A 21,291-nucleotide genomic window follows, 5' to 3' on the forward strand; every position below is an offset into this window, starting at 1 on the left:
TAATATATATATAATTATATATTATGAGAGCACTTAATGAAATAATACAATAGTCATATTAAATTGTTTTTCCAGAATCTCTAGTTTGTATTAATTCACTAGGAAATGGTTCAAATATAGTCTGATTATGTAAATATTCATTTTCAAACCTCATAACCCAAGAATTTATCATAGTTAATGGAACACAAAATGGTATTTTTTTGTTGTTGTATTTTTCTAATGTTTCTAAGAAAAAAGCTTTCTCACTAAAGGATAAATGCTTAGAAAAATACCCAAATAAATGAAGTAGCATATTGATATTTCTATTTGGTTTGGATGGTATAGATAAAGCTTTGTTAAGATATATTTCATAGTCACTTATTATATCCGATATATCCTTTGACTCTGTATTAGCAGTTAATTTTCCCATCTTCTTTAAATATCCAGGGCTGTGTGACATTAAAAGATATTTATTTTTACTTTGAAAGTCTATAAGAGACTTTATGCTTTTATCTTTTTTCACGTTTTTAAAATCTGATTTTGTATATATTTTTGTTAAAAAATGTTCTCTAATATCAAAGTTAGTAAGCCTTCCTTCATCTTCAATAACTGCATCTGGAAAGTATTCATATATTTTACTTGCAAATAATCCGCTACCTCTCTTTGGAAGAGCAGGTGACTTTCCGTGGGATTTATACACTTTAACATTTTTTATACCGCAAGATGGAGAGCGGCTTTTTAGAATAAATCCATCTATACCCTTGTCAGATATATCTTTTAAAAATATATTGGAGAAGGAATGCATTTTGTCAGTTAAATCATCTCCTGTTTTAGAAAAAACTAAATTAAAATTTTCTTTATCATCTTTCGAAACCAGTCTTAAGGCATCTCTAGGAGTAGAAAGGCCTATACTTGTTTCGGGACATACAGTAACAAAATTAACATGAGATTTTAGAGTTTTTATAAAATCGTTGTTTATTTTAGATCCGTTATATCTACAATTATCATGTTCTATACATTTGCTTAGAATGATATTAGGAGTGGTGAAATCTTTCATGAAAATTCTCCTTTCATTTTGATCATTAAATATACTTATTATAATCTGTATTTTTTGAGAATATATTTATCTGAAAGGTAAAAGTTATAAAATTCCATATAAATTAAGTTTTGTTCTATGTCATTTTTAAAAGTTTTGACATGGCTTCTTTACAGTAACCGTATTCAAACCATTGGCAACTACTGCATATACGGCTGAATTTTTCTATTGATAGATTGTTTTTTAAGATTTCTAAAAGTTCATTATACGTATAGGTTTTATCTTTTTCTAGATTGAGTAAATCTATTACCTTTGAATCTAGTGCTGTTACTTTATCCTGTGTTTGACAATTTGAGTTATTTATATTATTTGGACATTTAGAACATATACAATCTATAGAATCTGTTATTGTAATTTTTGCTTTGGGGTTTGATTTTAAGTGTTTAACTATCTTATCCATATTATGTGTAAAATCTTCATCGTATCCTTTTCCTATATATCCTTGAATACAAAATATATGATGAGCTCTTAGTTTCATATAAACCTCCTTAATGATAATGCAAATTACTAAATAATGTTATATAATTTTATAATAAATAACAATTTATATCATTTCTAAGCAACAGAGTTGTAAGACTTGTAGGTGTAGCATTAGATTGATTTTATTTAAATTAATTATAATATGAAATTAATGAGGAGCGATAAAAATGTTTATAAAATTTACTTTGAGGATATCTATATTGTTAATAAGTTTATTTTTATTATTCTTATTAGCAGTTATTATCACAGATTATAAACCTGATGAAATTATTTCACTTGAGGTTAATAGTAATAAAGAAGAAATAGTAAAATTAGATAATACTATGAGCATAACTACGTTTAATATCGGATTTGGAGGACTTGATAAAAAACAAGATTTTTTCATGGATGAAGGTACCATGTCAAGGTCACAGAGCAAGGAAAAAACTTATGAAAATATAGAAGGAGTAGCAAGCTATTTAAAAAATAAAAATTCTGATTTTTGTTTCGTTCAAGAAATAGATAAGAAAGCTACTAGAACATATTACATAGATGAGTACAAAAAAATAAGTGAAGAGCTTGATAAGTATAGCGATTCATATGCTTATAATTATAAAGTCCTATGGGTGCCTGTACCCGTTAAAAAGCCTCATGGATATGTAAAGGCCGGTCTAGTTACTTTTTCGAAATATGATGTAAGTAACGCTACTAGGTATCAATTACCAGGTAAAGAGCGTTTTGAAAGACAGCTATTTTTATTAGATAGATGCTTTATAGAAAGTAGACTTAAGGTATTAGATTCTGATAAAGAGCTTGTTTTAATAAATATCCACTTATCAGCTTATGATAAAGGAGGGGTTATAAGAAAGCAACAATTATCTTATTTGAAACAATACATACAAAATGAGTATGATAAAGGAAATTATGTTTTAGTAGGGGGAGACTGGAATCATAAGCTTGATAAGACAAATTTTAAAAGCAAATCAGAAAACAAGTGGATGCAGGAGATGCCTAGCAATTTTAAGCCAGATACTTTTAAATGGGCGGTAGACCCTCTTACTCCAACTGTAAGAAGTCTAGATGTTCCTTATGAATATGGATATAACTTTGTTGAAACTATAGATGGATTTCTGGTTTCTGATAATATAGAAGTATTAGATGTGAAGGGAGATGATTTACGATTTGAATATAGCGATCATAATCCTGTAACTATGGAATTTAAGTTGAAAAATTCGCTTGATGCTAACGCATCGATCATGTCGCAAAGTATATAATTTCCTTGAAAATAAAAAAGAGTATAAGTTGAGGGTGATATTATGGTTGAGGAGTTTAAGATTAAGGGTACAGATGGGGCTAATATTACTGTCCACAGATGGGCGGATGTAGAAAATTTAATAGGGTGTGTTTTGATACTTCATGGTATGGCAGAGCATTCATTGAGATATAATGAATTTAGTAGGGTATTAAATAAAAATGGATATATTGTGTATGGGTGTGATCATAGAGGTCATGGCAAAACAGGCACTGAACATAATCAAATAGGACATTTCGATCAAAATGGATGGGATAATATAGTAAGTGATATAAAGAATATAATAGGTTATATAAAAAAAGAAAATGATAAACCACTTATATTGATTGGCCATAGCATGGGATCTTTATTAGCTAGAACTTGTATTCAAGAATTTCCGGATGAATTTAGTGGTGTTATTTTATCTGGAACAACAATAGGAGGAAATTTTGTAAAAAGAAATATAGGATATATTATATCTAAAATATATGCAAGTATATATGGGTATAATAAAAAAGCTAACTTTATGGATAAATTAACTTTTGGAAGCTACAACAAATTTTTTTATCCTAATAAAACAGACTTTGATTGGTTATCTTCAGATGAAGATAAGGTCAAAGAATATATTAAGGATAGCTTATGCGGATTTGTATGTAGTGCAGGATTGTATGTTAACCTGTTAAAAGGAGTTAAATTAACTATAAATAGAGATAATATAAAAAAGATATCGAAAAAATTGCCTATATTAATATTATCAGGAGACAAGGATATGGTCGGATCAAATTCAAAGGATGCAATGAAACTGTATAATATCTATAAAAAAGTAGGTATTGAAAATACAGATTTGAAAATATATGAAAACGGGCGACATGAGATATTGAATGAATTGAATAAATATGAGGTATATGAAGATATAGTTAGTTGGATTGGAAATTTAAAGTATTGATGGATAAAAATATATATTATAAAATATAATTATTATTTTAGTATTAGTTATGGAGATGATTTGATATGAAATTATGTTCAAAATGCAATAAGAATATTGCAGTTGTATTTACATCTACAGTTGAAAACGGAAAATCAGAGATTAAAGGGTTGTGTATAGAATGTGCTAAAAAAAGTGGATTGCCAATAATTGATCAACTAATGAAGCAAACAGGCATGAATGAAGAAGATATAGAAAACTTAACTGGGCAGATGAACTCTGTAATAGATGGAATGGATATGGATGATTTTGATGAAAATAATATGTTCGCTAATATGTTTAACAACACTATGCCAAAAGACGAAGATGATATAGATGTTGAAGAAGATTTTGAGAAGAAAAAAGATAAAAAGAATAAAAAGAAAAAGAATAAGAATAAGTTTCTTAATATGTATGGAAGTAACTTAACTGAAAAAGCGAAAAACAATGAAGTCGATAGAATAATTGGAAGAAACAGAGAAATAGATAGAGCTATACAGATATTAAATAGAAGAAATAAAAATAATCCTATACTAATAGGAGAACCTGGAGTTGGTAAAACAGCTATAGCAGAAGGGCTTGCGGTTAGAATAGTTCAAAAAGAGGTTCCGGCAAAATTATTTGATGCTCAGATATACCTTCTAGATTTAACTGCTGTTGTTGCAGGAACTCAATTTAGAGGTCAGTTTGAAGGTAGAATGAAGAATATAATCAAAGAAGCACAAGCTAATGAGAATGTAATACTTGTAATAGATGAGATACATAATATTATGGGTGCAGGCGAAGTTCAAGGTGGAGCTATGAATGCTGCAAACATATTAAAGCCGTCACTTGCTAAAGGCGAAATTCAATTAATAGGAGCTACAACTCTTGAGGAATATAAAAAGCATATAGAAAAAGATGCAGCTCTTGAAAGAAGATTTCAACCTGTATTAGTTGAGGAACCTACAGTTGATGAGACTATAGAAATTTTAAAAGGAATTAAGGGATATTACGAGGATTATCACAATGTTAAGATATCTGATGAAGTAATAGTAGCAGCAAGCACTTTGTCAAAGAGGTATATAACAGATAGATTCTTACCAGATAAAGCTATAGATATAATAGATGAGGTTGGTTCAAGAGCTAACTTAAAGAATCAAGGGCTTATAGAGATACAAGCTTTAAAAGAAGAATTAGAAAAAGTCCAAATAGAAAGAGAAGAAGCATCAGACAGTAATAACTATGAAAAAGCGGCAGAGTGCAAAATGAAGGAATGCAAAATAGAAGAAGACATTAAGAATATAGAAGCAAAGTGCTCAGATGTAGCAATTACAGTAGAGGATGTGGCGTTTGTTATAGAGTCTTGGACTAAGATTCCTGTTCAAAAGATTACTCAATCAGAGGCTACTAAGCTTTTAAAATTAGAAAACAGACTTCATAAAAGAGTAATAGGCCAGCATAATGCAATTACAAGCATATCAAAGGCTATAAGACGTAATCGTTCTGGGTTTAGAAAGAAGAAAAAACCATCTTCGTTTATATTTGTAGGGCCTACTGGTGTTGGTAAAACAGAACTTGTAAAAACTTTAGCGGTTGAACTGTTTGGAAGTGAAGAGGCTCTTATAAGAATAGATATGTCAGAATACATGGAAAAGCATACGGTTTCAAAATTGATAGGAGCGCCTCCGGGATATGTTGGATATGATCAAGGTGGACAGTTAACAGAAAAAATAAGAAGAAAGCCTTATTCCGTTATACTTTTAGATGAGATAGAAAAAGCTCATCAAGATGTATTTAATATGTTACTTCAAATACTTGAGGATGGAAGACTTACTGACAGTCAAGGAAGAACTGTGTTTTTCGAAAATAGTGTAATAATAATGACTTCTAATGCAGGAACAAACTTTAAATCAAGTTCTATAGGATTTAATAATGATGGTTATGATGAGCTTGAGGAAAGAGTTAATGATGCGTTAAAGAAAACATTTAGACCAGAGTTTTTAAATAGAATAGATGAGACTATAGTATTTACTAAGCTTAATAAGGATGAACTATCTAAAATAGTAGAATTAATGATAAATGAGGTAGTAGAAGAAGCTAAAGAAAAGGACATGACTATAAGTATTTCTGATGAGGTTAAAGACTTTATACTTCAAAAAGGATATGATGATAAGTATGGAGCTAGACCTTTAAGAAGAACTATCCAAAAGTATATAGAGGATGAGATAGCAGAGAAATATCTTAAAGGTGAACTGAATGAAGGTTCTTGTATAAATATAGAGTTAAAAGATGGAAAAGTATGTATAAGCTAATAAAAAGGTTAAGATTAATAATTAAATTTAGGTGGCTAAGTTAAAAATTACGCTTATTGAAATAACGATACTTAATTAACATTTCAATAAGCGTAATTTTTTTATGTAGCCATTTAGAGTTAGTGTAAATCTAGGAAAAAATATTTTAAATATATAAAAACAATAGTAACAACCTTTACACATATCTTATAAAGTAATATACTTGAACTTGAAGCTCTTTAAATTAATAAGGGGAAAAGAAGGGATATTTATGAAAACTAAAATTTATTCGATTATCGCAATAATTCTAGCCGTTACTATGTGGGGGATATCTTTTTTAAGTATAAAGATAACTTTAAATGTGTTTGGACCTATGACACTTGCAACGCTTAGGTTTTTAATTGCATCAATTATATTATTTGTCGTAATGAGAATAAAAGAGCCGGATACTAAGCTTCAAAGAGAAGATATAAAGCCCATGGCCATGGCAGGAGTTTTTGGTGTTGCAATATATTATTGCTTCGAAAATTATGGGATAAAATATATTAGCTCATCAGAAGCGTCTCTAATAATAGGAACTATACCGATATTTTCCTTAATAGTTGATAGTATTATATTGAAAAACAAACTGAGTGTTAATAATATTATAGGAGTTTTATTGTCAATGATTGGAATATATTTCATAATAGGAGGGAATATAAGGTTAGGGACAAATGAAATACTAGGATATATATTTATGTTTGGAGCTGTTTTTTCGTGGGTGTTCTATAATTATACAACAAAGAATTTGTTTAAAAAATATTCACAATTAGCGATTGTATTTTATCAAATAATATTTGGGACTATGGTATTAATTCCGTTTTCATTGTTTGAAAATAACAATTGGGAGTTGATAAATAATGTTGTAATATACAACTTTCTATATCTTGCAATATTTTGTTCTGCTATTTCATATGTTCTATATATGTATGCTTTAGAAAATCTTGGTTCTACAGTTACAACATTGTATTTGAATTTTTCACCTATTGTAACAGTTGTCGGAGGGTATTTTGTATTTAGTGAAGCAATAAATACCAATCAAATAATAGGGACAATACTGATAATATTATCTGTTTATGTAGTTAATTTAAATCTATCATATTATGATATTGTACAAATAATAAAATTTACAAAAATAAATTATAGGTCAAGAAAGATTGATTCAAAATAATTCGGCGGGGGGAATATATTATGAGCGAACGTATTTCGATTCCTAGATATATAAAAATAGCAGTTGATGTAGCTACTCGTATCTATAAAGGAAATATATCTGAAGGGGAAAAATTAAGAGGAAGGTCTATACTAGCTTCTGAATATAATGTATCTCCTGAAACTATAAGAAAAGCTATGAAGGTTTTGGAAGATAGAGATGTAGTTAGAGTTAGTAAGGGTAGTGGGATAATTGTATTATCAAAATATAAAGCTGGGGAAGTTATCCAAAGCTTCAGAAATAGTGAAGAGACAATAAGTGGTTTAAGACAAAACCTTAAAAATTTAATGGATCAAAAAAAAGAAATAGACAAAAGAATACACGAAACCATGGAAAAGATTATAGATTTATATAAATTTAAAAGATCTGAGATAATAGACCCCATACAAATTCAACTGAAAGAAGAGTACCATATCATAGGGAAGACTATAGGAGAATGTAAAATATGGGAAAATACAGGGGCTACTATACTAGGTGTTTTAAGAAATGGAAATATGATTTTATCACCTGGTCCTAATCTTGAATTTAAAGTAGATGATAGCTTGATAATAGTAGGAGATTTAGGGGTTATTGATAAAATAAATGAATACTTACAAATCGTATAGGTAAAGTGAAACTTAATTTAGATGGAATTTTTACTTTAACTGAATTTCTAGCTAAACTAATCCAGAAGCTGTTAAGTTCTTATCTCTAGCCTTAAGAGGGAGGAGTCCTAGAACTTTTTGATTTCGGATAAAGTGAAACCAAATTAAAATATAAAATTATGATATAATATGATAGTGATTTAGGAGGTGATATAGTGAGAAATCTACCTATAGGTGTGTTTGATTCAGGGATGGGAGGGATCAGTGTTTTAAGAGAAATAAAAAAACTGATGCCTAATGAAGATTATATATACTACGGTGATTCTAAAAATATACCTTATGGCAAAAAAACTAAGGAAGAGCTAGAAAAAATATGTTTAGATATCGGAGATTACTTTATAAATAGAGGTGTTAAATCTATAGTTATAGCTTGTAATACAGCTACTAGTGCTGTTGTAGATAAATTTAGAGATAGGTACAACATACCTATTATAGGAATTGAACCTGCTTTAAAGCCTGCTGTTGAAGCATATAAAAGTGGAAAAATTGTAGTTTTGGCTACAGAAGTAACACTAAAAGAAAATAAATTCAATTTACTTATGGATAAATATAAGAGTAAAGCTGAAATTATTAAGGTTCCAGCTCCAAGGCTTGTAACTGTTGTAGAGGATGGGATTACAGAAGGCGCTGAAGCCGAAGACGCTATAAAAGAGTTATTTGAAGATATTGATATAAATGAAATAGATTCAATTGTACTGGGCTGTACACACTACATATTTTTAAAAAATGCTATAAAAAAGGTGTTAGGAAATAATGTAAAACTTATAGATGGTGGATTTGGAACCGCGTATAATTTGAAAAATATATTAGATAACATGGATATGCTATCTGATAAAAATATAGATGGTAGTATAGACGTTGTAAATTCATCACAAGATAAATCTAAAATAAACCTATCGTATAAATTATTAAACATATAGAAAAGCATAAAAAAGAAGGATTATCAAATCCTTCTTTTTTATGCTTTTCTATATTATTTTTAGCGAATTTTTTATGCTCTTTTAGATGTGCTTGAAGCTTCCCAGCATTCTAGATTTTCTAAACCTTCTATACTATCTGAATAAAATACTGGATTTTTTCCTTCTCTTTTTTGATCAGCGTAATCCTTTAATGCTGCAAAGGCTATTTTACCAAGTTGAGAAATAGCTATTAGATTTATTAATGCCATTAGACCCATGAATAAATCAGCCATATCCCAAACTATTTGAACCTTAGCAACTGAACCGAATATAACCATACCTACTACTGATAATCTATATATTAATAAATAAGCTTTATTAGTATTTATAAATTCAATATTAGTTTCTCCATAGTAGTAATTGCCTATTATAGAGCTGAATGCAAATAGTAAAATACAAGCAGCTATAAACATATTTCCCCAAGAACCTACTTGAGAACTTAAAGCAGTTTGTGTAAGTTGAATTCCAGTTAAACCTTCTGTCGAATAAGCACCAGATAGAAGTATTATAAAAGCAGTTGAACTGCATATTAAAATCGTATCAGTAAATACTCCAAGAGTTTGAATCAAACCTTGCTTAACAGGGTGAGATACTTCTGCTGTTGCAGCTGCATTTGGAGCAGATCCCATACCAGCTTCATTAGAGAAAAGACCTCTTTTAATACCTTGCATTAAGGCAGCACCGATTCCACCACCTACGGCAGCTTTCATACCAAATGCACTACTTAAAATAAGTGAGAATACTGATGGTATTAAAGTTATATTTTTGATAATTACAAATAGAGCAACTAATATATAAGCAACTGCCATTACAGGAACTATTAACTCTGCAACCTTTGCAATTCTTGTAACTCCACCAAATATTATAATTGATGTAACTGTAGCTAATACTAATCCGATTATGATTCTATTTAATCCAAATGCTGCCTCAAAAGCAAGTGAGATAGTATTTGATTGTACTGAATTGAAAACAAGACCAAAGCATAGAGTTATAAGTATTGAGAATAAAACTCCCATCCATCTCTTATTTAAAGCTTTTTCCATATAATAAGCTGGACCACCACGATATCCATTTTTATCTTTGGTTTTATAAATTTGAGCTAGAGTACTTTCAACAAAACTTGATGCAGCGCCTATTAAAGCTATAAGCCACATCCAAAATACAGCACCTGGACCACCTACAGAAATAGCTAATGCAACACCAGCTAAGTTACCAGTTCCAACTCTAGAAGCTGTACTTATACAAAATGCCTGAAATGAAGAGACACCTTGCTTTTCGCTAGATGAATTGCTAGCTCCATCTCCTAATAGTCTGAACATCTCTCCCAAAAATCTAAATTGAACAAAATTAGACTTGAATGTGAAATAAAGACCTATTGTAATAAGTAAAGCTATAAGAACGTATTGCCAAAGTATTGTGTTTCCTAAAGAAACTATTGTTTCTAAAAAACCTAACATTTTATCACTCCCTTTTATTAAAATTTTCAAAATAATATTATTGCTTAATAAAATTTAGTATTTACTAGATTTGGGTTTAATTTATTTAGCATCAATTGAAACAATTGTATCAAAAAATAAATGATATATCAAATTTTTTTATATTCTGAATTTTACAAAAAATGAACCTTGAGTTGAAAAGATGCTTGTGGTGATTATAAATATTGCATATAAAATGAATTGAAAAGTTTTATGACGTTATTCTCAAGAAAAGAAGTTGATTACTTATGAATTATAAAAAAAAAATTATTCATATAAATTTTATTGAAAAGACTTATAAAAGTTTAAAAGAGGTAAATAAGTTTAAAAATTGTAAAAAATAGAACAAATATCTAGATATGTATTATATAGCTCTTCAGAAAATTCAAGATGTAACTGTAAGAGCAATAAAAAAGATGAAGCTAATGCTTCATCTTTTTTTGTGTTCATGATTAAGAAGGTGATCACTACAATATTCATAGTCGCCCTTGCATTTAGAACAGTATCTAAATTCCATATTTGGATCGTCTTTGTCTGTTATTTCACATACAGTACATTTATGAAAATAATCTCTTTTAGTTATATTAGATTTGAACTGTTTTTTTCTGTTATAAGCATTTCTTCTATTCTTAGCATCGTATAAATTACTTTTTCCAAAAAATATAAAGTAATTTATTATAGATACTATAGCTGTTAATTTGAAGATTATAGGAGAAGATATTATTGTATAAACTATGAATATCCAGTTCATCCAAGCTAAGTATTTAACTTTAATTGGAAGTATGAAGAATAAATAAAACTCGTAGTCTGGATATATTTTAGCAAATGCTAAAAAAATAGACAGATTTAAATAAGTAGCACTAACCGGGGAGTTGATCACAAAAGCTATTATTGTAGTTCCAATCATACCTAGTAAATAGTATAGATTGAATTTAAAGCTACCCCATTCATGTTCAAGCGCAGAACCTAGAGAATAATAAATATATAGTCTAAAAACTATCCATATCGGAGTAGTTAAAGGTGGTATAAATATATAGGTTATAAGCCTCCAAACTTGTCCTTTCATGACCAACCTTGGATTTAGTTCAAGCAAAGATATTAAGTTATAAGAGTGTGTTATGAAATATATACCATATACAAGGGTGGATAAACCTATTATATAATACATTAGATTTTCGATTGCAAGATGTCTATATTTGCGCTCCAATTTATCTATCCAGTTCATGGAACAACCTCCTTTTGTAAGCAAAATATACTATATTATAACATATACATTATATATTGACCAAAAGTGAGGTTGAATATTTAAAATAAAAACCATAAATTTATATTAATGGTATAATGAATAATAACATTAGTCCGAAGGGGTGATAAAAATGCCAACGGAAATTTTACTAGGTAAGAATGAAGATAGTATTAAAGCTTGGAAAAAATTCATAAAAACTGGTGAGTTAGATTACAATCTCATAAGACCTGTTATAGCTAAATCTTGGTTGAAAAGTAAAGAATATAAAATAGATCCATTTGGAAATAATGAAGCTTTAAAGCTTGATGAAAAAAAGCTTAAAAAAAGAAAAGAAGAATCCAAGAGACTAGTCGAGATAGCTAAGCCTTTTATGAACAGCTTGTATAAGATAGTTGAAGACAACGGTCTTGTGATAAGACTTGCAGATGGAGACGGTTATATTCTTGAGTTTATGGGAAACGGAGATCTTATAGACACGTATAAAGATCTTAATATAGAAAAGGGGAGCAATATAGGTGAAAAAAATATGGGAACTAATGCCCTATCACTTGCAATAATAAATAAAGAACCTATACAAGTTCTTGGAGGAGAACACTATTGTAAGCTTTATCATAATTGGAGCTCATCTGCTTGTCCTATAAAGGATGAGAATGGTGATGTGGTTGGCGTTCTGAGTGTGACAGGACCATATGAAAAAGTACATCCTCATACTTTAGGAATGGTAGTGGCATCAGGTGAAGCTATAGAAAATCAATTGAAAGTTAATGATATGAATAAAAAGCTAAGTATGACAAACAAACATTTATTTGCGATAATGGAATCTATATCTGAGGGACTTTTAGGCATAGATAACAAAGGAATAGTAAAGGATATAAACTTATTTGCTAGAAAATTGCTTTCGCTTGATGAAAAAGATATTATAGGAAAAAATATCAGTGAACTTATAAGTGAGAAAAATAATAAAATAGTGCTGAGTGTTATAAACAAAGGTAAAAAATATGAAGAAACTGAGATGTATTTTAAAAATAAAAGAAAACAACGAATATACTGTATAGTTAATTTGACCCCTATAAAAGACTGTGATACTGATGAGGTTGAAGGTGTTGTTGTTACTTTTAGAAGGTCTAAAACTATTCACAACCTTGTAAATAAAATAATAGGAGCAGAAGCAATATTCACATTTGACGATATTATAGGTGAAAGTGAGATTATGCAAGAGGCTAAAAGAATTTCAAAAAAAGCTGCAAAAGCAAATACTACGATACTTCTTCAAGGGGAAAGTGGTACAGGAAAAGAATTGTTTGCCCAGGCAATACACAATGAAAGCCCTAGAAAAAATAAACCATTTGTATTTTTAAACTGTGGGGCTATTCCTAGAGAACTTGTAGCAAGTGAGTTATTTGGATATGTAGAGGGAGCATTTACTGGTGCTAAAAGAGGTGGACATCCAGGTAAGTTTGAGCTTGCAGATGAGGGAACTATATTTCTTGATGAAATAGGAGACATGCCTCTTGATACGCAAGTAAATTTGCTTAGAGTTTTAGAAACTAAGTCGATAGTTAGAGTTGGGGGACATAGTGTTATACCTACAGATGTTAGAGTAATAGCTGCAACTCACAAAAACTTAAAGGAAGAAGTTGAAAAAGGAAACTTTAGAGAGGATCTTTATTATAGACTAAATGTAATGCCTATAACTACGCCATCTTTAAGAAATAGAAAAGAAGACATACATCTTTTGGTTGAATACTTTATTCAAAAATTTAGTAAAAAGGTTAATAAAACTCTAGGACCTATTAATGAAAGTTTCTACAAGTATGTCAAAAGTTATGACTGGCCTGGAAATGTAAGAGAACTTCAAAATGTAATGCAGTTAGTTGTAAATATGGTTGAAGGACGGGAAACTATAGGATATAAGCATCTACCTTCTTATATAAAGCCAAGTAATTTATGCAAAAAGATAGGAATAAAAGAAGAACTATTGACTTTGGCAGAAATAGAGAAAATAGCAATAATAAAGACATTAGAGGATGTAGGAGGTAATATAGCTCTTGCTTCGAAAACCCTTGGTATAGGAAGAAGTACTCTTTATAGAAAAATAGAAAAATACAATATAGATTACATGATATAAAGTGTATCAAAATGAAACGCGAGTTTCATTTTGATACACTTTTTTTGTGTCTTGAAATTAACAAGTGTTCTAAAATGATACATAAAATAAGTCTAAATAAGGTTTTTATATGAAATCTTGTTTTGAAATAAAAAATTTCAAAATAATGAACGTTGAAATTATAAGGTATTCAATAGTAAAAAAATAAAAAAAGATAAAAGTGGCATAGTACTTGCTATGTTAATAGAATAATATAAGAATTAATTTTAAACTCAAGAATCAAAAGGAGGTATTTTTATGAAAAAACTATTAATAGTTATAACTATGTTATTAATATTTTGGGATATATTACAGGGATCAATAAATATGGAAAATTTTTTAGTTGGAATATTTATATGTTTATTTGTATACAAATTTAATAAGGAAAATTTTATTACAAAATAAGGTGGGATATTTTTGTTTAGAAAATGTATTTATATAATTCAATATTTATTTGTATTAATAGTAGAAGTTGTGAAAGCAAATATAGATGTTGCAGTGATAGTTTTAAGTCGTAAAATAGAGGTTGATCCAGTTGTTGTAAACTTTAAAACTAAACTAAAATCTGATTTATGTAGAGTTATATTGGCAAATTCGATTACATTGACTCCTGGAACCATGACTATGATTATGGAAAAAGATATATACACGATACACTGTCTTAAAAAACAGTTTGCAGATGGTCTTTCAGATTCTAAGTTTGAAAATATACTTTTGAAAATAGAGGAGATTTAAATACTATGGAAAGAATATTTATAGCTTCAAGTTTGTTTTTATCTATTACAATAGTATTTTGTATGATAAGAGCTATCAAGGGCCCGTTAGCTGCTGACAGGTTGATTGTAGTAAATGTAATTGGTACTAAAACTATAGTTTTGATATCGTTAATATCATTTGTATTAAACGAAACTTATTTTATTGATGTTGTACTTGTATATGCACTTATTAGTTTTATAGGATCGATAGGAATAGCTGATTTAATCGATAAATAGGAGGGGTAATATGAAATTGGTTGTAGTAACTATATTTTTATTCTCAGGCCTATTTTTCTTTTGTATAGGAACTATAGGTTTGTTTAGATTCAATGATGTTTTTACAAGAGCTCACTCTGCTGCTAAATGTGATACATTGGGTGCGGTTCTTAGTTTACTTGCTTTAATTATATACAATGGGTTTTCATTTATTAGTTTTAAGCTAATTTTAGTAGTAGCTTTTTTATGGATTACAAATCCTACTGCAACACACTTAATAACAAGGGCGGAGTTTAATAGAAGAAAATAAGCATATATGGAGTGAATTGATATGGGATTACTTAGTATTATTATGATTTTATTTTTGATATTTGCATCAGTAGCAGTATCATTCGTTGAGGATTTATTAGGTGCGATAATTGTATTTATGGTCTATTCTCTTGTTATGGCAATGCTTTGGCAACAATTAAATGCTCCCGATCTTGCTATAACTGAAGCTGCTGTTGGCGCTGGAATTTCAACACTTTTATTTATATTAACTCTTAAGAGGATAAAGGGGGATTCAAAATGAGAAAAATTATAACTGTTATTTTGACCACTTTATTAATAGGGATAATACTTATGGGAGTAAGCGAATTGCCTGAATTTGGTAAAGGGGACGTTCCGGCACATAATTATGTATCTAAGACTTACTTAGAAGATACTGTAAAAGAAACGGGTGCACTTAACATAATAACTGGAATTATATTAGATTATAGAGCGTTTGATACTTTCGTAGAAGCTACTGTTTTATTTACAGGAGGAATTGTTGTTTTGCTGCTTTTGAGAAAAGAAGGTGATGAGTGTGAATAGCAAAATACTAAGTGTTGTTTCAAAATTTATAATACCTTTTATACAAGTATTTGGAATATATGTTATTGTAAATGGTCATATATCTCCTGGTGGAGGATTTGCAGGAGGAACTATAATAGGTGCCAGCTTTATTCTTTATAGGATTGTAAATGGAGCTGATGAAGCCAAAGATAAGTTTTCTTATAATAAATTAATGAAATATATGTCTTTTTCTTTGATAGGATATGGTTTGTTAAAAGGATATAGTTTTATAGGAGGAGGATTACATCTACATCTTCCAAGTCTTCCAATTGGTACACCTGGTAGAATATTTTCGGCTGGTTACTTACTTCCTCTTAATATTTTTGTGGGTTGTATAGTTGCTATTACGATGTATTTTTTATATAGCTTGTTTAGTGAAGGAGAAATATAGTATGCAAAATTTAATGAATAATTATATAGAGGTAGGTTCTATTATTTTATTTGGAATTGGTTTTATGACATTATTACTTAATAATAATATGATAAAAAAGATAATCGGCCTTAATATAATGGATACAGCTATATTTTTATTTTTTATAGCCCGAGGATTTATATATGGAAAGGATGCACCGATAGTTATTGATCAATTCAAAGGAGTTGATGGGTATATAAACCCAGTTCCTACATCTCTTATGCTTACAGGTATAGTAGTTTCGGTTAGTATGACTGCATTTATGCTCGCTCTCACAATAAAACTTCATGAAAAATACAAAACTATAGATTTAAGAGAAATTTTGGATATGAAGGAGGGATAGGTGTGGTTATAAAGTGTTTTCCGTTAATTATGATTTTAATATTATTTATAAGTTCATTTACTATGCCCCTTATAAAGAATAATAGAAATATAAAAATTATAAGTCTAACAACTAATTTTGTATGTTTGGTATTATCTATTTTTACTTTTTACTATGTACAAGTTCATGGTGATTTTAAATACAGGATGGGCCATTTCGATGCTCCTTGGGGAATTGAATTTAGTATAGGAATTTTGGAATCTATGATGGCTGTTTTATTTACTGTAGTTTCCTTTTGTATTATTTGGTATTCACTGTATAGTATAGAAAAAGATATTAAAGAAAAAAAGGTTTGTCTTTATTATGTTCTTATAAATATATTAATAGCTTCTCTTTTAGGTATAGTTTTTACAAATGATATATTTAATGCTTTTGTATTTATTGAGGTAAGTACGCTCGCTTCTTGCGGAATTATAGTTATTAAAGATAAAAAAGAAAATGTAAAAGCAACTATAAAGTATGTTGTATTAAGTAGTTTGGGGTCAGGACTTGTACTTATGGGAATTGCTTTTCTATATTCTATTACTGGAAATTTAAATATGAATTTTATGAATAGAGAACTTGTTAAAAACTATATGGATTATGAAAAAGTTACATTGCTTTCAATTGGATTATTTACAATAGGGCTTGGAGTTAAGGGAGCGATGTTTCCTCTTCATGTATGGCTTCCCGATGCACACTCATCAGCACCGACACCTTCAAGTGCAATGCTTTCTTCACTTGTAGTTAAAGCCTTTGTTTTACTTTTTATAAAGATTATATATAGAATTTTTGGAACTAATATAATTTTAAATATACCTGTTCTTGATTTGATATTAATATTAGGAAGTATAGGAATGATAATGGGTTCTGTATTTGCAATATTCCAAAAAGATTTAAAGAGAGTAATTGCTTATTCTAGTGTTGCTCAAATGGGTTATATATTCTTTGGAATAGGTCTTGGAAATAAACTTGGCCTTGCAATTTCAATTTTTCATATAATTGGTCATGCGTTTACTAAGTCAGCTTTATTTTTAAGTGTAGGATCTATGATAGAAAAAACAGGAAAGAAGGTTTCGGATTTAAAAGGCATAGGAAGAGAAATGCCGATAACATTAGCCTTATTTACATTGGGTAGTTTATCAATGGTAGGAATACCAATACTTCCTGGATTTTTAAGTAAGTGGAACTTTGCTCTTGCTAGTATACAATCAGGGAGATTATACTTATTAACCATTATACTTGCAAGCTCACTTTTAAATGGAGCTTATTATTTTCCTATAGTTATAAATGGATACTTTGGAGAGGAAAATTTAAACGGAAAAATGTATATGTCTAAGGAAAAACCTATAAAAGAGATTATTCCTATTATTATACTTATGGGTATGATGGTTTGTACCGGCATTTTTTCTAATTATATTATAAAAATTTTGCTTATAGCGTGTGAGCAAATGATTTAAGAAAGGTGAATTTAAATGAAAAGTCTATTTATACTTTTTCCAATAATTATGCCGTTTGTTTTAGCTATACTTCTAAATATACTTAAGTTTAATAATAAAAAAAGTAGAAACATATATATAGCATGTTGTATTATATTTAATTTTATTTTGACTATGTATACTATGCATTTGGATATTGATATGAAGTTGGAGATTTTAAAAATAAATGAGTTTATAAATATATGCTTAAAAATTGATAAAATCGGTGTGCTATTTTCGTTACTTGCGTCTACTTTGTGGATATTCACTACTTTTTACTCTATGGAGTATATGGAACATGAAAAAAATGAAAAGAGATTTTTCACTTTTTTTATACTTACACTTGGAGTAACTATAGGAATTGCATTTTCTGCTAATTTAATTACTCTATATGTATTTTATGAAATGCTGACTTTAGCTACCTTCCCTTTAGTTATTCACGCTGAAAGTAAGGATGCTTTTAAAAGTGGTAAGAAGTATTTAATATATTCTTTTGGTGGTGCTACTTTTGTTCTTTTAGGTATGATACTTTTATATAACATAAATCCTGATTTGAGCTTTACTGCTGGAGGAATACTTAGTGGTAGTGTTTATGGAAATGAAAATATGATTCTTGTTGTATATATACTTATGTTTTTAGGTTTTGGAGTTAAGGCTGCTGTTGTTCCATTTCATTCTTGGCTTCCCGCTGCTATGGTAGCACCAACACCTGTAAGTTCCTTACTTCATGCAGTAGCAGTCGTTAAATCGGGAATTTTTTCTATAGTTAGGGTTTCTTATTTTATATTCGGAGCAGAGGTAATGAGAAGTGTTAATGCTCATATATACTCAAGTATATTTGTGGTAATAACTATATTAATGGGATCGTTTCTAGCAATACATCATGATAATTTAAAGAAGAGGCTTGCTTATTCTACTATAAGTCAGTTGGGATATATAATTTTAGGGGTTTTAATGTTAAATGAAAATGCGCTAATTGGTGGTATTTTGCATTTAGTCAACCATGCTCTTATTAAAATTGTGTTATTCTTTTGTGCTGGAGCTATATATACTAAAAAACACATTAAGAATATATCTGATATGAAGGGGATAGGTAAGGAAATGCCTATAACTATGTGGTGTTTTTCAATAGCTTGTATTTCTTTGATCGGAATACCTCCTACTAATGGATTTGTAAGCAAATGGTATTTGGCACTTGGGGGACTGAATGCAAATAAGATAATGTTTCCTATAATACTCTTGCTTAGCGCATTTTTGACTAGTATATATTTACTACCTATTATAGTTACTGCATTCTTTGAAAAAAATGATAATACACAAATAAAAAATAATGACCCTGGAATAAGAATGCTGTTCCCTATAATATCTATAACAGCTCTTGTAGTATTATTGGGAATATTTCCTAATATTGTGGTGAATTTTGTTCATAAAATAGTTGTAGAGTTAATATAAAGGAGGTTAGATATGTATTTAATTATAATGATTATACTTCCGTTAATAGGCTCTTTGGTAGGATATATAGTTGGAAGAAAAAATGAAAGACTTAGGAATTTAGTTATAGATATTGTAACAGGTATGGAGATTTTTTTGGTAATAATGATGTATCCTAGTGTTTCAAAACAACCTATAGAGATATTCATACCTCACGTAATGGGAATTGGGCTTTATTTGAAAATGGATATGATGAGGTATATATTCGTATTTTTAACGTGTTTTATATGGTTTTTAACTACTATATATTCTACGCAATATCTTATAAAGCATAATCATAGAAATAGGTATTATGCATTTTTTATGCTTACACTTTCAAGTACAGTAGGTATATTTATATCTGAAAATATACTTAATTTATTTACATTCTTTGAAATGATGGCGTTTACATCTTATATGCTAGTTATACATGATGATGACGTTTATTCTCATGAAGCTGGAAAAATTTATTTAGGAATGTCAATAGCCAGTGGAATGATAACATTAATGGGAATATTATTATTATTCGATTATACAAATACATTAAATATATCTGAAATATCATCTGTAATAGATTCTATTGGAGGTATGAAATACACAATAGGTTTTTCTCTTATGATAGGTTTTGCCGTTAAGGCTTGTATGTTTCCGCTTCATGTATGGCTTCCAAAAGTTTATCCCGCAGCTCCTACACCTGCAACAGCAGTACTTTCTGGAATACTTGCAAAAGCTGGTGTTTATGGAATAATGATTGTCTCAATATGTATAATGGGAAATGATAAACTGTTTTGTGAGATTTTACTTATACTATCGTTTATGAGTATGTTCGTAGGCGGATTTTTAGCAATGTTCCAAAGGAATATAAAGAGGATATTAGCATATAGTAGTATGAGTCAACTTGGATATATATTAATGGGAGTTGCACTTATTGGCTTACTAGGAGAGCACAAAGAGATAGCTATATATGGAAGTATGTATCATATTGTGAATCATGGACTATTTAAAGTTCTTCTTTTTATGGTTGCAGGTACAATATATATGATATTAGATGAACTTAGTATAAATAAGATATATGGCTTTGGAAAGCATAAGAATTTATTAAAAGTACTGTTTTTAATAGGTATGCTTGGTGTTATAGGAATGCCAGGGTTTAATGGTTTTATTAGTAAGACTATGTTACATCATGCTTTATCAGAGAGTTTTCACGGGAAAGAAGTTATAATTTTAGAAATTTTATTTACAATGTGCAGCAGTTTTACAGTGGCATATCTACTGAAAATATTTGTATCTATATTTGTTGTAAAAAACGATGAGTTCAAAGGTCAGTATAAAGCCAAAATAAAAAAGAGAGCATTAATTCCGATGATTATACTAAGTATAAGTATAATCTATATAGCTATAAACCCTTCGTTCTTAATAAATATTATGAATAAAGATTACATGTTTTTTAATATTCATTTGAGTGGTTATTTTGATATGAAATTTTATTCTATAGATAACATAAGGTCATCTATAATTACTATACTACTAGGAGTAGGTGTATACGTGTTATTTATAAGAAAGTATTTGTTAGTTAAAGAAAGAGAATCTAAGGTATATAAAAATCCATCTCTTATATGGTTTAATTTAGAAAATGATTTTTATAGACCCGTTTGCAAATTAGTATACAGAGTATTATCTATAGGATTTTCTGCAATAGATACATTTGTTGTAAGCCTTGTCAAAAGCACAGATAAAAGAATCAAAGAGATTGCTGATGTAGAAATGAGTAATATAAAATGTGCTAATAAAACTGGTTATAAGCTATCTGATATACCAAAAGAAATAGGTAGTCATTTAAATAGCATAACTTATTCGGTATTCATAATAGGATTTGTACTAGTTATAATAACTATTATATTAATAGGTCTTTAGAATTGGTTTTATTAATAAAATTAAGGGTATA

At 29.0% G+C, this 21,291-nt stretch carries 22 protein-coding genes; 18 read left to right on the forward strand and 4 right to left on the reverse strand.

The features are described 5' to 3' along the window. Positions 1–58 precede the first annotated feature (58 nt). Both M2214_RS03850 and M2214_RS03855 read right to left on the reverse strand, forming a co-directional pair. Positions 59–1,036 (reverse strand): YbgA family protein, encoded by a 978-nt coding sequence (locus M2214_RS03850; protein ID WP_248482989.1) that lies wholly within the window; start codon positions 1,034–1,036, stop codon positions 59–61. 115 nt (positions 1,037–1,151) lie between these two features. After that, positions 1,152–1,553 (reverse strand): DUF1284 domain-containing protein, encoded by a 402-nt coding sequence (locus M2214_RS03855; protein ID WP_248482991.1) that lies wholly within the window; start codon positions 1,551–1,553, stop codon positions 1,152–1,154. Positions 1,554–1,722: 169 nt separating this feature from the next. Here M2214_RS03855 and M2214_RS03860 point away from each other — a divergent pair, with 169 nt between their 5' ends. From M2214_RS03860 to murI, 6 genes are all read left to right on the forward strand, one after another. Beyond that, positions 1,723–2,808 (forward strand): endonuclease/exonuclease/phosphatase family protein, encoded by a 1,086-nt coding sequence (locus M2214_RS03860; RefSeq protein ID WP_248482993.1) that lies wholly within the window; start codon positions 1,723–1,725, stop codon positions 2,806–2,808. Positions 2,809–2,850: 42 nt separating this feature from the next. Further along, on the forward strand, positions 2,851–3,771 hold the full coding sequence (locus M2214_RS03865) for an alpha/beta hydrolase (protein WP_248482995.1): 921 nt from the start codon (positions 2,851–2,853) through the stop codon (positions 3,769–3,771). 65 nt (positions 3,772–3,836) lie between these two features. Continuing rightward, on the forward strand, positions 3,837–6,083 hold the full coding sequence (locus M2214_RS03870) for an ATP-dependent Clp protease ATP-binding subunit (protein ID WP_248482997.1): 2,247 nt from the start codon (positions 3,837–3,839) through the stop codon (positions 6,081–6,083). 250 nt (positions 6,084–6,333) lie between these two features. Continuing rightward, positions 6,334–7,272, forward strand: coding sequence for a DMT family transporter (locus M2214_RS03875; protein ID WP_248482999.1), 939 nt, complete (start codon positions 6,334–6,336; stop codon positions 7,270–7,272). Positions 7,273–7,292: 20 nt separating this feature from the next. After that, positions 7,293–7,916: a TrkA C-terminal domain-containing protein gene (locus M2214_RS03880; protein WP_248483001.1), complete on the forward strand. Its 624-nt coding sequence runs from the start codon at positions 7,293–7,295 to the stop codon at positions 7,914–7,916. A gap of 194 nt (positions 7,917–8,110) precedes the next feature. After that, on the forward strand, positions 8,111–8,875 hold the full coding sequence (gene murI, locus M2214_RS03885) for a glutamate racemase (protein WP_248483003.1): 765 nt from the start codon (positions 8,111–8,113) through the stop codon (positions 8,873–8,875). Positions 8,876–8,946: 71 nt separating this feature from the next. Here murI and M2214_RS03890 read toward each other — a convergent pair whose 3' ends face one another. Continuing rightward, positions 8,947–10,371 (reverse strand): alanine/glycine:cation symporter family protein, encoded by a 1,425-nt coding sequence (locus tag M2214_RS03890; protein WP_248483005.1) that lies wholly within the window; start codon positions 10,369–10,371, stop codon positions 8,947–8,949. Between the two features lie 448 nt (positions 10,372–10,819). Next, the gene (locus M2214_RS03895; protein WP_248483007.1) at positions 10,820–11,614 is read right to left on the reverse strand and encodes a rhomboid family intramembrane serine protease; all 795 of its coding nucleotides are present in this window, start codon (positions 11,612–11,614) and stop codon (positions 10,820–10,822) included. 151 nt (positions 11,615–11,765) lie between these two features. Between M2214_RS03895 and M2214_RS03900 the strand changes: the two genes are divergently transcribed. The 12 genes from M2214_RS03900 to M2214_RS03955 all read left to right on the forward strand — a co-directional run bounded on the left by M2214_RS03900 (position 11,766) and on the right by M2214_RS03955 (position 21,260). Next, positions 11,766–13,763 (forward strand): sigma-54-dependent Fis family transcriptional regulator, encoded by a 1,998-nt coding sequence (locus tag M2214_RS03900; protein WP_248483009.1) that lies wholly within the window; start codon positions 11,766–11,768, stop codon positions 13,761–13,763. Between the two features lie 276 nt (positions 13,764–14,039). Continuing rightward, positions 14,040–14,186 (forward strand): hypothetical protein, encoded by a 147-nt coding sequence (locus M2214_RS03905; protein ID WP_248483011.1) that lies wholly within the window; start codon positions 14,040–14,042, stop codon positions 14,184–14,186. 12 nt (positions 14,187–14,198) lie between these two features. Continuing rightward, complete coding sequence (locus M2214_RS03910; RefSeq protein WP_248483013.1) at positions 14,199–14,516, forward strand: Na+/H+ antiporter subunit E; 318 nt, start codon at positions 14,199–14,201, stop codon at positions 14,514–14,516. 5 nt (positions 14,517–14,521) lie between these two features. Beyond that, positions 14,522–14,773, forward strand: a complete 252-nt coding sequence (locus M2214_RS03915; protein ID WP_248483015.1) for a monovalent cation/H+ antiporter complex subunit F — start codon at positions 14,522–14,524, stop codon at positions 14,771–14,773. Positions 14,774–14,783: 10 nt separating this feature from the next. Continuing rightward, positions 14,784–15,062, forward strand: a complete 279-nt coding sequence (mnhG, locus tag M2214_RS03920; RefSeq protein ID WP_248483017.1) for a monovalent cation/H(+) antiporter subunit G — start codon at positions 14,784–14,786, stop codon at positions 15,060–15,062. 21 nt (positions 15,063–15,083) lie between these two features. Further along, positions 15,084–15,323, forward strand: a complete 240-nt coding sequence (locus tag M2214_RS03925) for a hydrogenase subunit MbhD domain-containing protein (RefSeq protein ID WP_248483019.1) — start codon at positions 15,084–15,086, stop codon at positions 15,321–15,323. After that, positions 15,320–15,604 carry a hydrogen gas-evolving membrane-bound hydrogenase subunit E gene (mbhE, locus tag M2214_RS03930; protein WP_248483021.1) on the forward strand — a complete coding sequence of 95 codons (285 nt, stop codon included), beginning with the start codon at positions 15,320–15,322 and terminating at the stop codon, positions 15,602–15,604. The genes M2214_RS03925 and mbhE overlap by 4 nt, the downstream gene beginning before the upstream one ends. Next, complete coding sequence (locus tag M2214_RS03935; RefSeq protein WP_248483023.1) at positions 15,597–16,016, forward strand: MnhB domain-containing protein; 420 nt, start codon at positions 15,597–15,599, stop codon at positions 16,014–16,016. Before mbhE ends, M2214_RS03935 begins: the two co-directional genes overlap by 8 nt. 1 nt (position 16,017) lies before the next feature. Continuing rightward, complete coding sequence (locus M2214_RS03940; protein WP_248483025.1) at positions 16,018–16,380, forward strand: sodium:proton antiporter; 363 nt, start codon at positions 16,018–16,020, stop codon at positions 16,378–16,380. A gap of 29 nt (positions 16,381–16,409) precedes the next feature. After that, the gene (locus M2214_RS03945; protein ID WP_248483027.1) at positions 16,410–17,858 is read left to right on the forward strand and encodes a complex I subunit 5 family protein; all 1,449 of its coding nucleotides are present in this window, start codon (positions 16,410–16,412) and stop codon (positions 17,856–17,858) included. A gap of 15 nt (positions 17,859–17,873) precedes the next feature. Further along, positions 17,874–19,328 carry a complex I subunit 5 family protein gene (locus M2214_RS03950; RefSeq protein WP_248483029.1) on the forward strand — a complete coding sequence of 485 codons (1,455 nt, stop codon included), beginning with the start codon at positions 17,874–17,876 and terminating at the stop codon, positions 19,326–19,328. A gap of 12 nt (positions 19,329–19,340) precedes the next feature. Continuing rightward, entirely contained in the window at positions 19,341–21,260 is a 1,920-nt protein-coding gene (locus tag M2214_RS03955; RefSeq protein ID WP_248483031.1) for a complex I subunit 5 family protein, read from the forward strand. Positions 21,261–21,291: the final 31 nt, after the last annotated feature.

It is taken from the genome of Tepidibacter aestuarii, assembly GCF_934924865.1.
GTDB lineage: Bacteria > Bacillota > Clostridia > Peptostreptococcales > Peptostreptococcaceae > Tepidibacter_A > Tepidibacter_A aestuarii.

Bases quoted from the DNA above. Each gene is read 5' to 3' on its own strand.
- M2214_RS03850 (WP_248482989.1), bottom strand. From the start codon at position 1,036: ATGAAAGATTTCACCACTCCTAATATCATTCTAAGCAAATGTATAGAA.
- M2214_RS03855 (WP_248482991.1), bottom strand. From the start codon at position 1,553: ATGAAACTAAGAGCTCATCATATATTTTGTATTCAAGGATATATAGGA.
- M2214_RS03860 (WP_248482993.1), top strand. From the start codon at position 1,723: ATGTTTATAAAATTTACTTTGAGGATATCTATATTGTTAATAAGTTTA.
- M2214_RS03865 (WP_248482995.1), top strand. From the start codon at position 2,851: ATGGTTGAGGAGTTTAAGATTAAGGGTACAGATGGGGCTAATATTACT.
- M2214_RS03870 (WP_248482997.1), top strand. From the start codon at position 3,837: ATGAAATTATGTTCAAAATGCAATAAGAATATTGCAGTTGTATTTACA.
- M2214_RS03875 (WP_248482999.1), top strand. From the start codon at position 6,334: ATGAAAACTAAAATTTATTCGATTATCGCAATAATTCTAGCCGTTACT.
- M2214_RS03880 (WP_248483001.1), top strand. From the start codon at position 7,293: ATGAGCGAACGTATTTCGATTCCTAGATATATAAAAATAGCAGTTGAT.
- M2214_RS03890 (WP_248483005.1), bottom strand. From the start codon at position 10,371: ATGTTAGGTTTTTTAGAAACAATAGTTTCTTTAGGAAACACAATACTT.
- M2214_RS03895 (WP_248483007.1), bottom strand. From the start codon at position 11,614: ATGAACTGGATAGATAAATTGGAGCGCAAATATAGACATCTTGCAATC.
- M2214_RS03900 (WP_248483009.1), top strand. From the start codon at position 11,766: ATGCCAACGGAAATTTTACTAGGTAAGAATGAAGATAGTATTAAAGCT.
- M2214_RS03905 (WP_248483011.1), top strand. From the start codon at position 14,040: ATGAAAAAACTATTAATAGTTATAACTATGTTATTAATATTTTGGGAT.
- M2214_RS03915 (WP_248483015.1), top strand. From the start codon at position 14,522: ATGGAAAGAATATTTATAGCTTCAAGTTTGTTTTTATCTATTACAATA.
- mnhG (WP_248483017.1), top strand. From the start codon at position 14,784: ATGAAATTGGTTGTAGTAACTATATTTTTATTCTCAGGCCTATTTTTC.
- M2214_RS03925 (WP_248483019.1), top strand. From the start codon at position 15,084: ATGGGATTACTTAGTATTATTATGATTTTATTTTTGATATTTGCATCA.
- mbhE (WP_248483021.1), top strand. From the start codon at position 15,320: ATGAGAAAAATTATAACTGTTATTTTGACCACTTTATTAATAGGGATA.
- M2214_RS03940 (WP_248483025.1), top strand. From the start codon at position 16,018: ATGCAAAATTTAATGAATAATTATATAGAGGTAGGTTCTATTATTTTA.
- M2214_RS03945 (WP_248483027.1), top strand. From the start codon at position 16,410: ATGATTTTAATATTATTTATAAGTTCATTTACTATGCCCCTTATAAAG.
- M2214_RS03950 (WP_248483029.1), top strand. From the start codon at position 17,874: ATGAAAAGTCTATTTATACTTTTTCCAATAATTATGCCGTTTGTTTTA.
- M2214_RS03955 (WP_248483031.1), top strand. From the start codon at position 19,341: ATGTATTTAATTATAATGATTATACTTCCGTTAATAGGCTCTTTGGTA.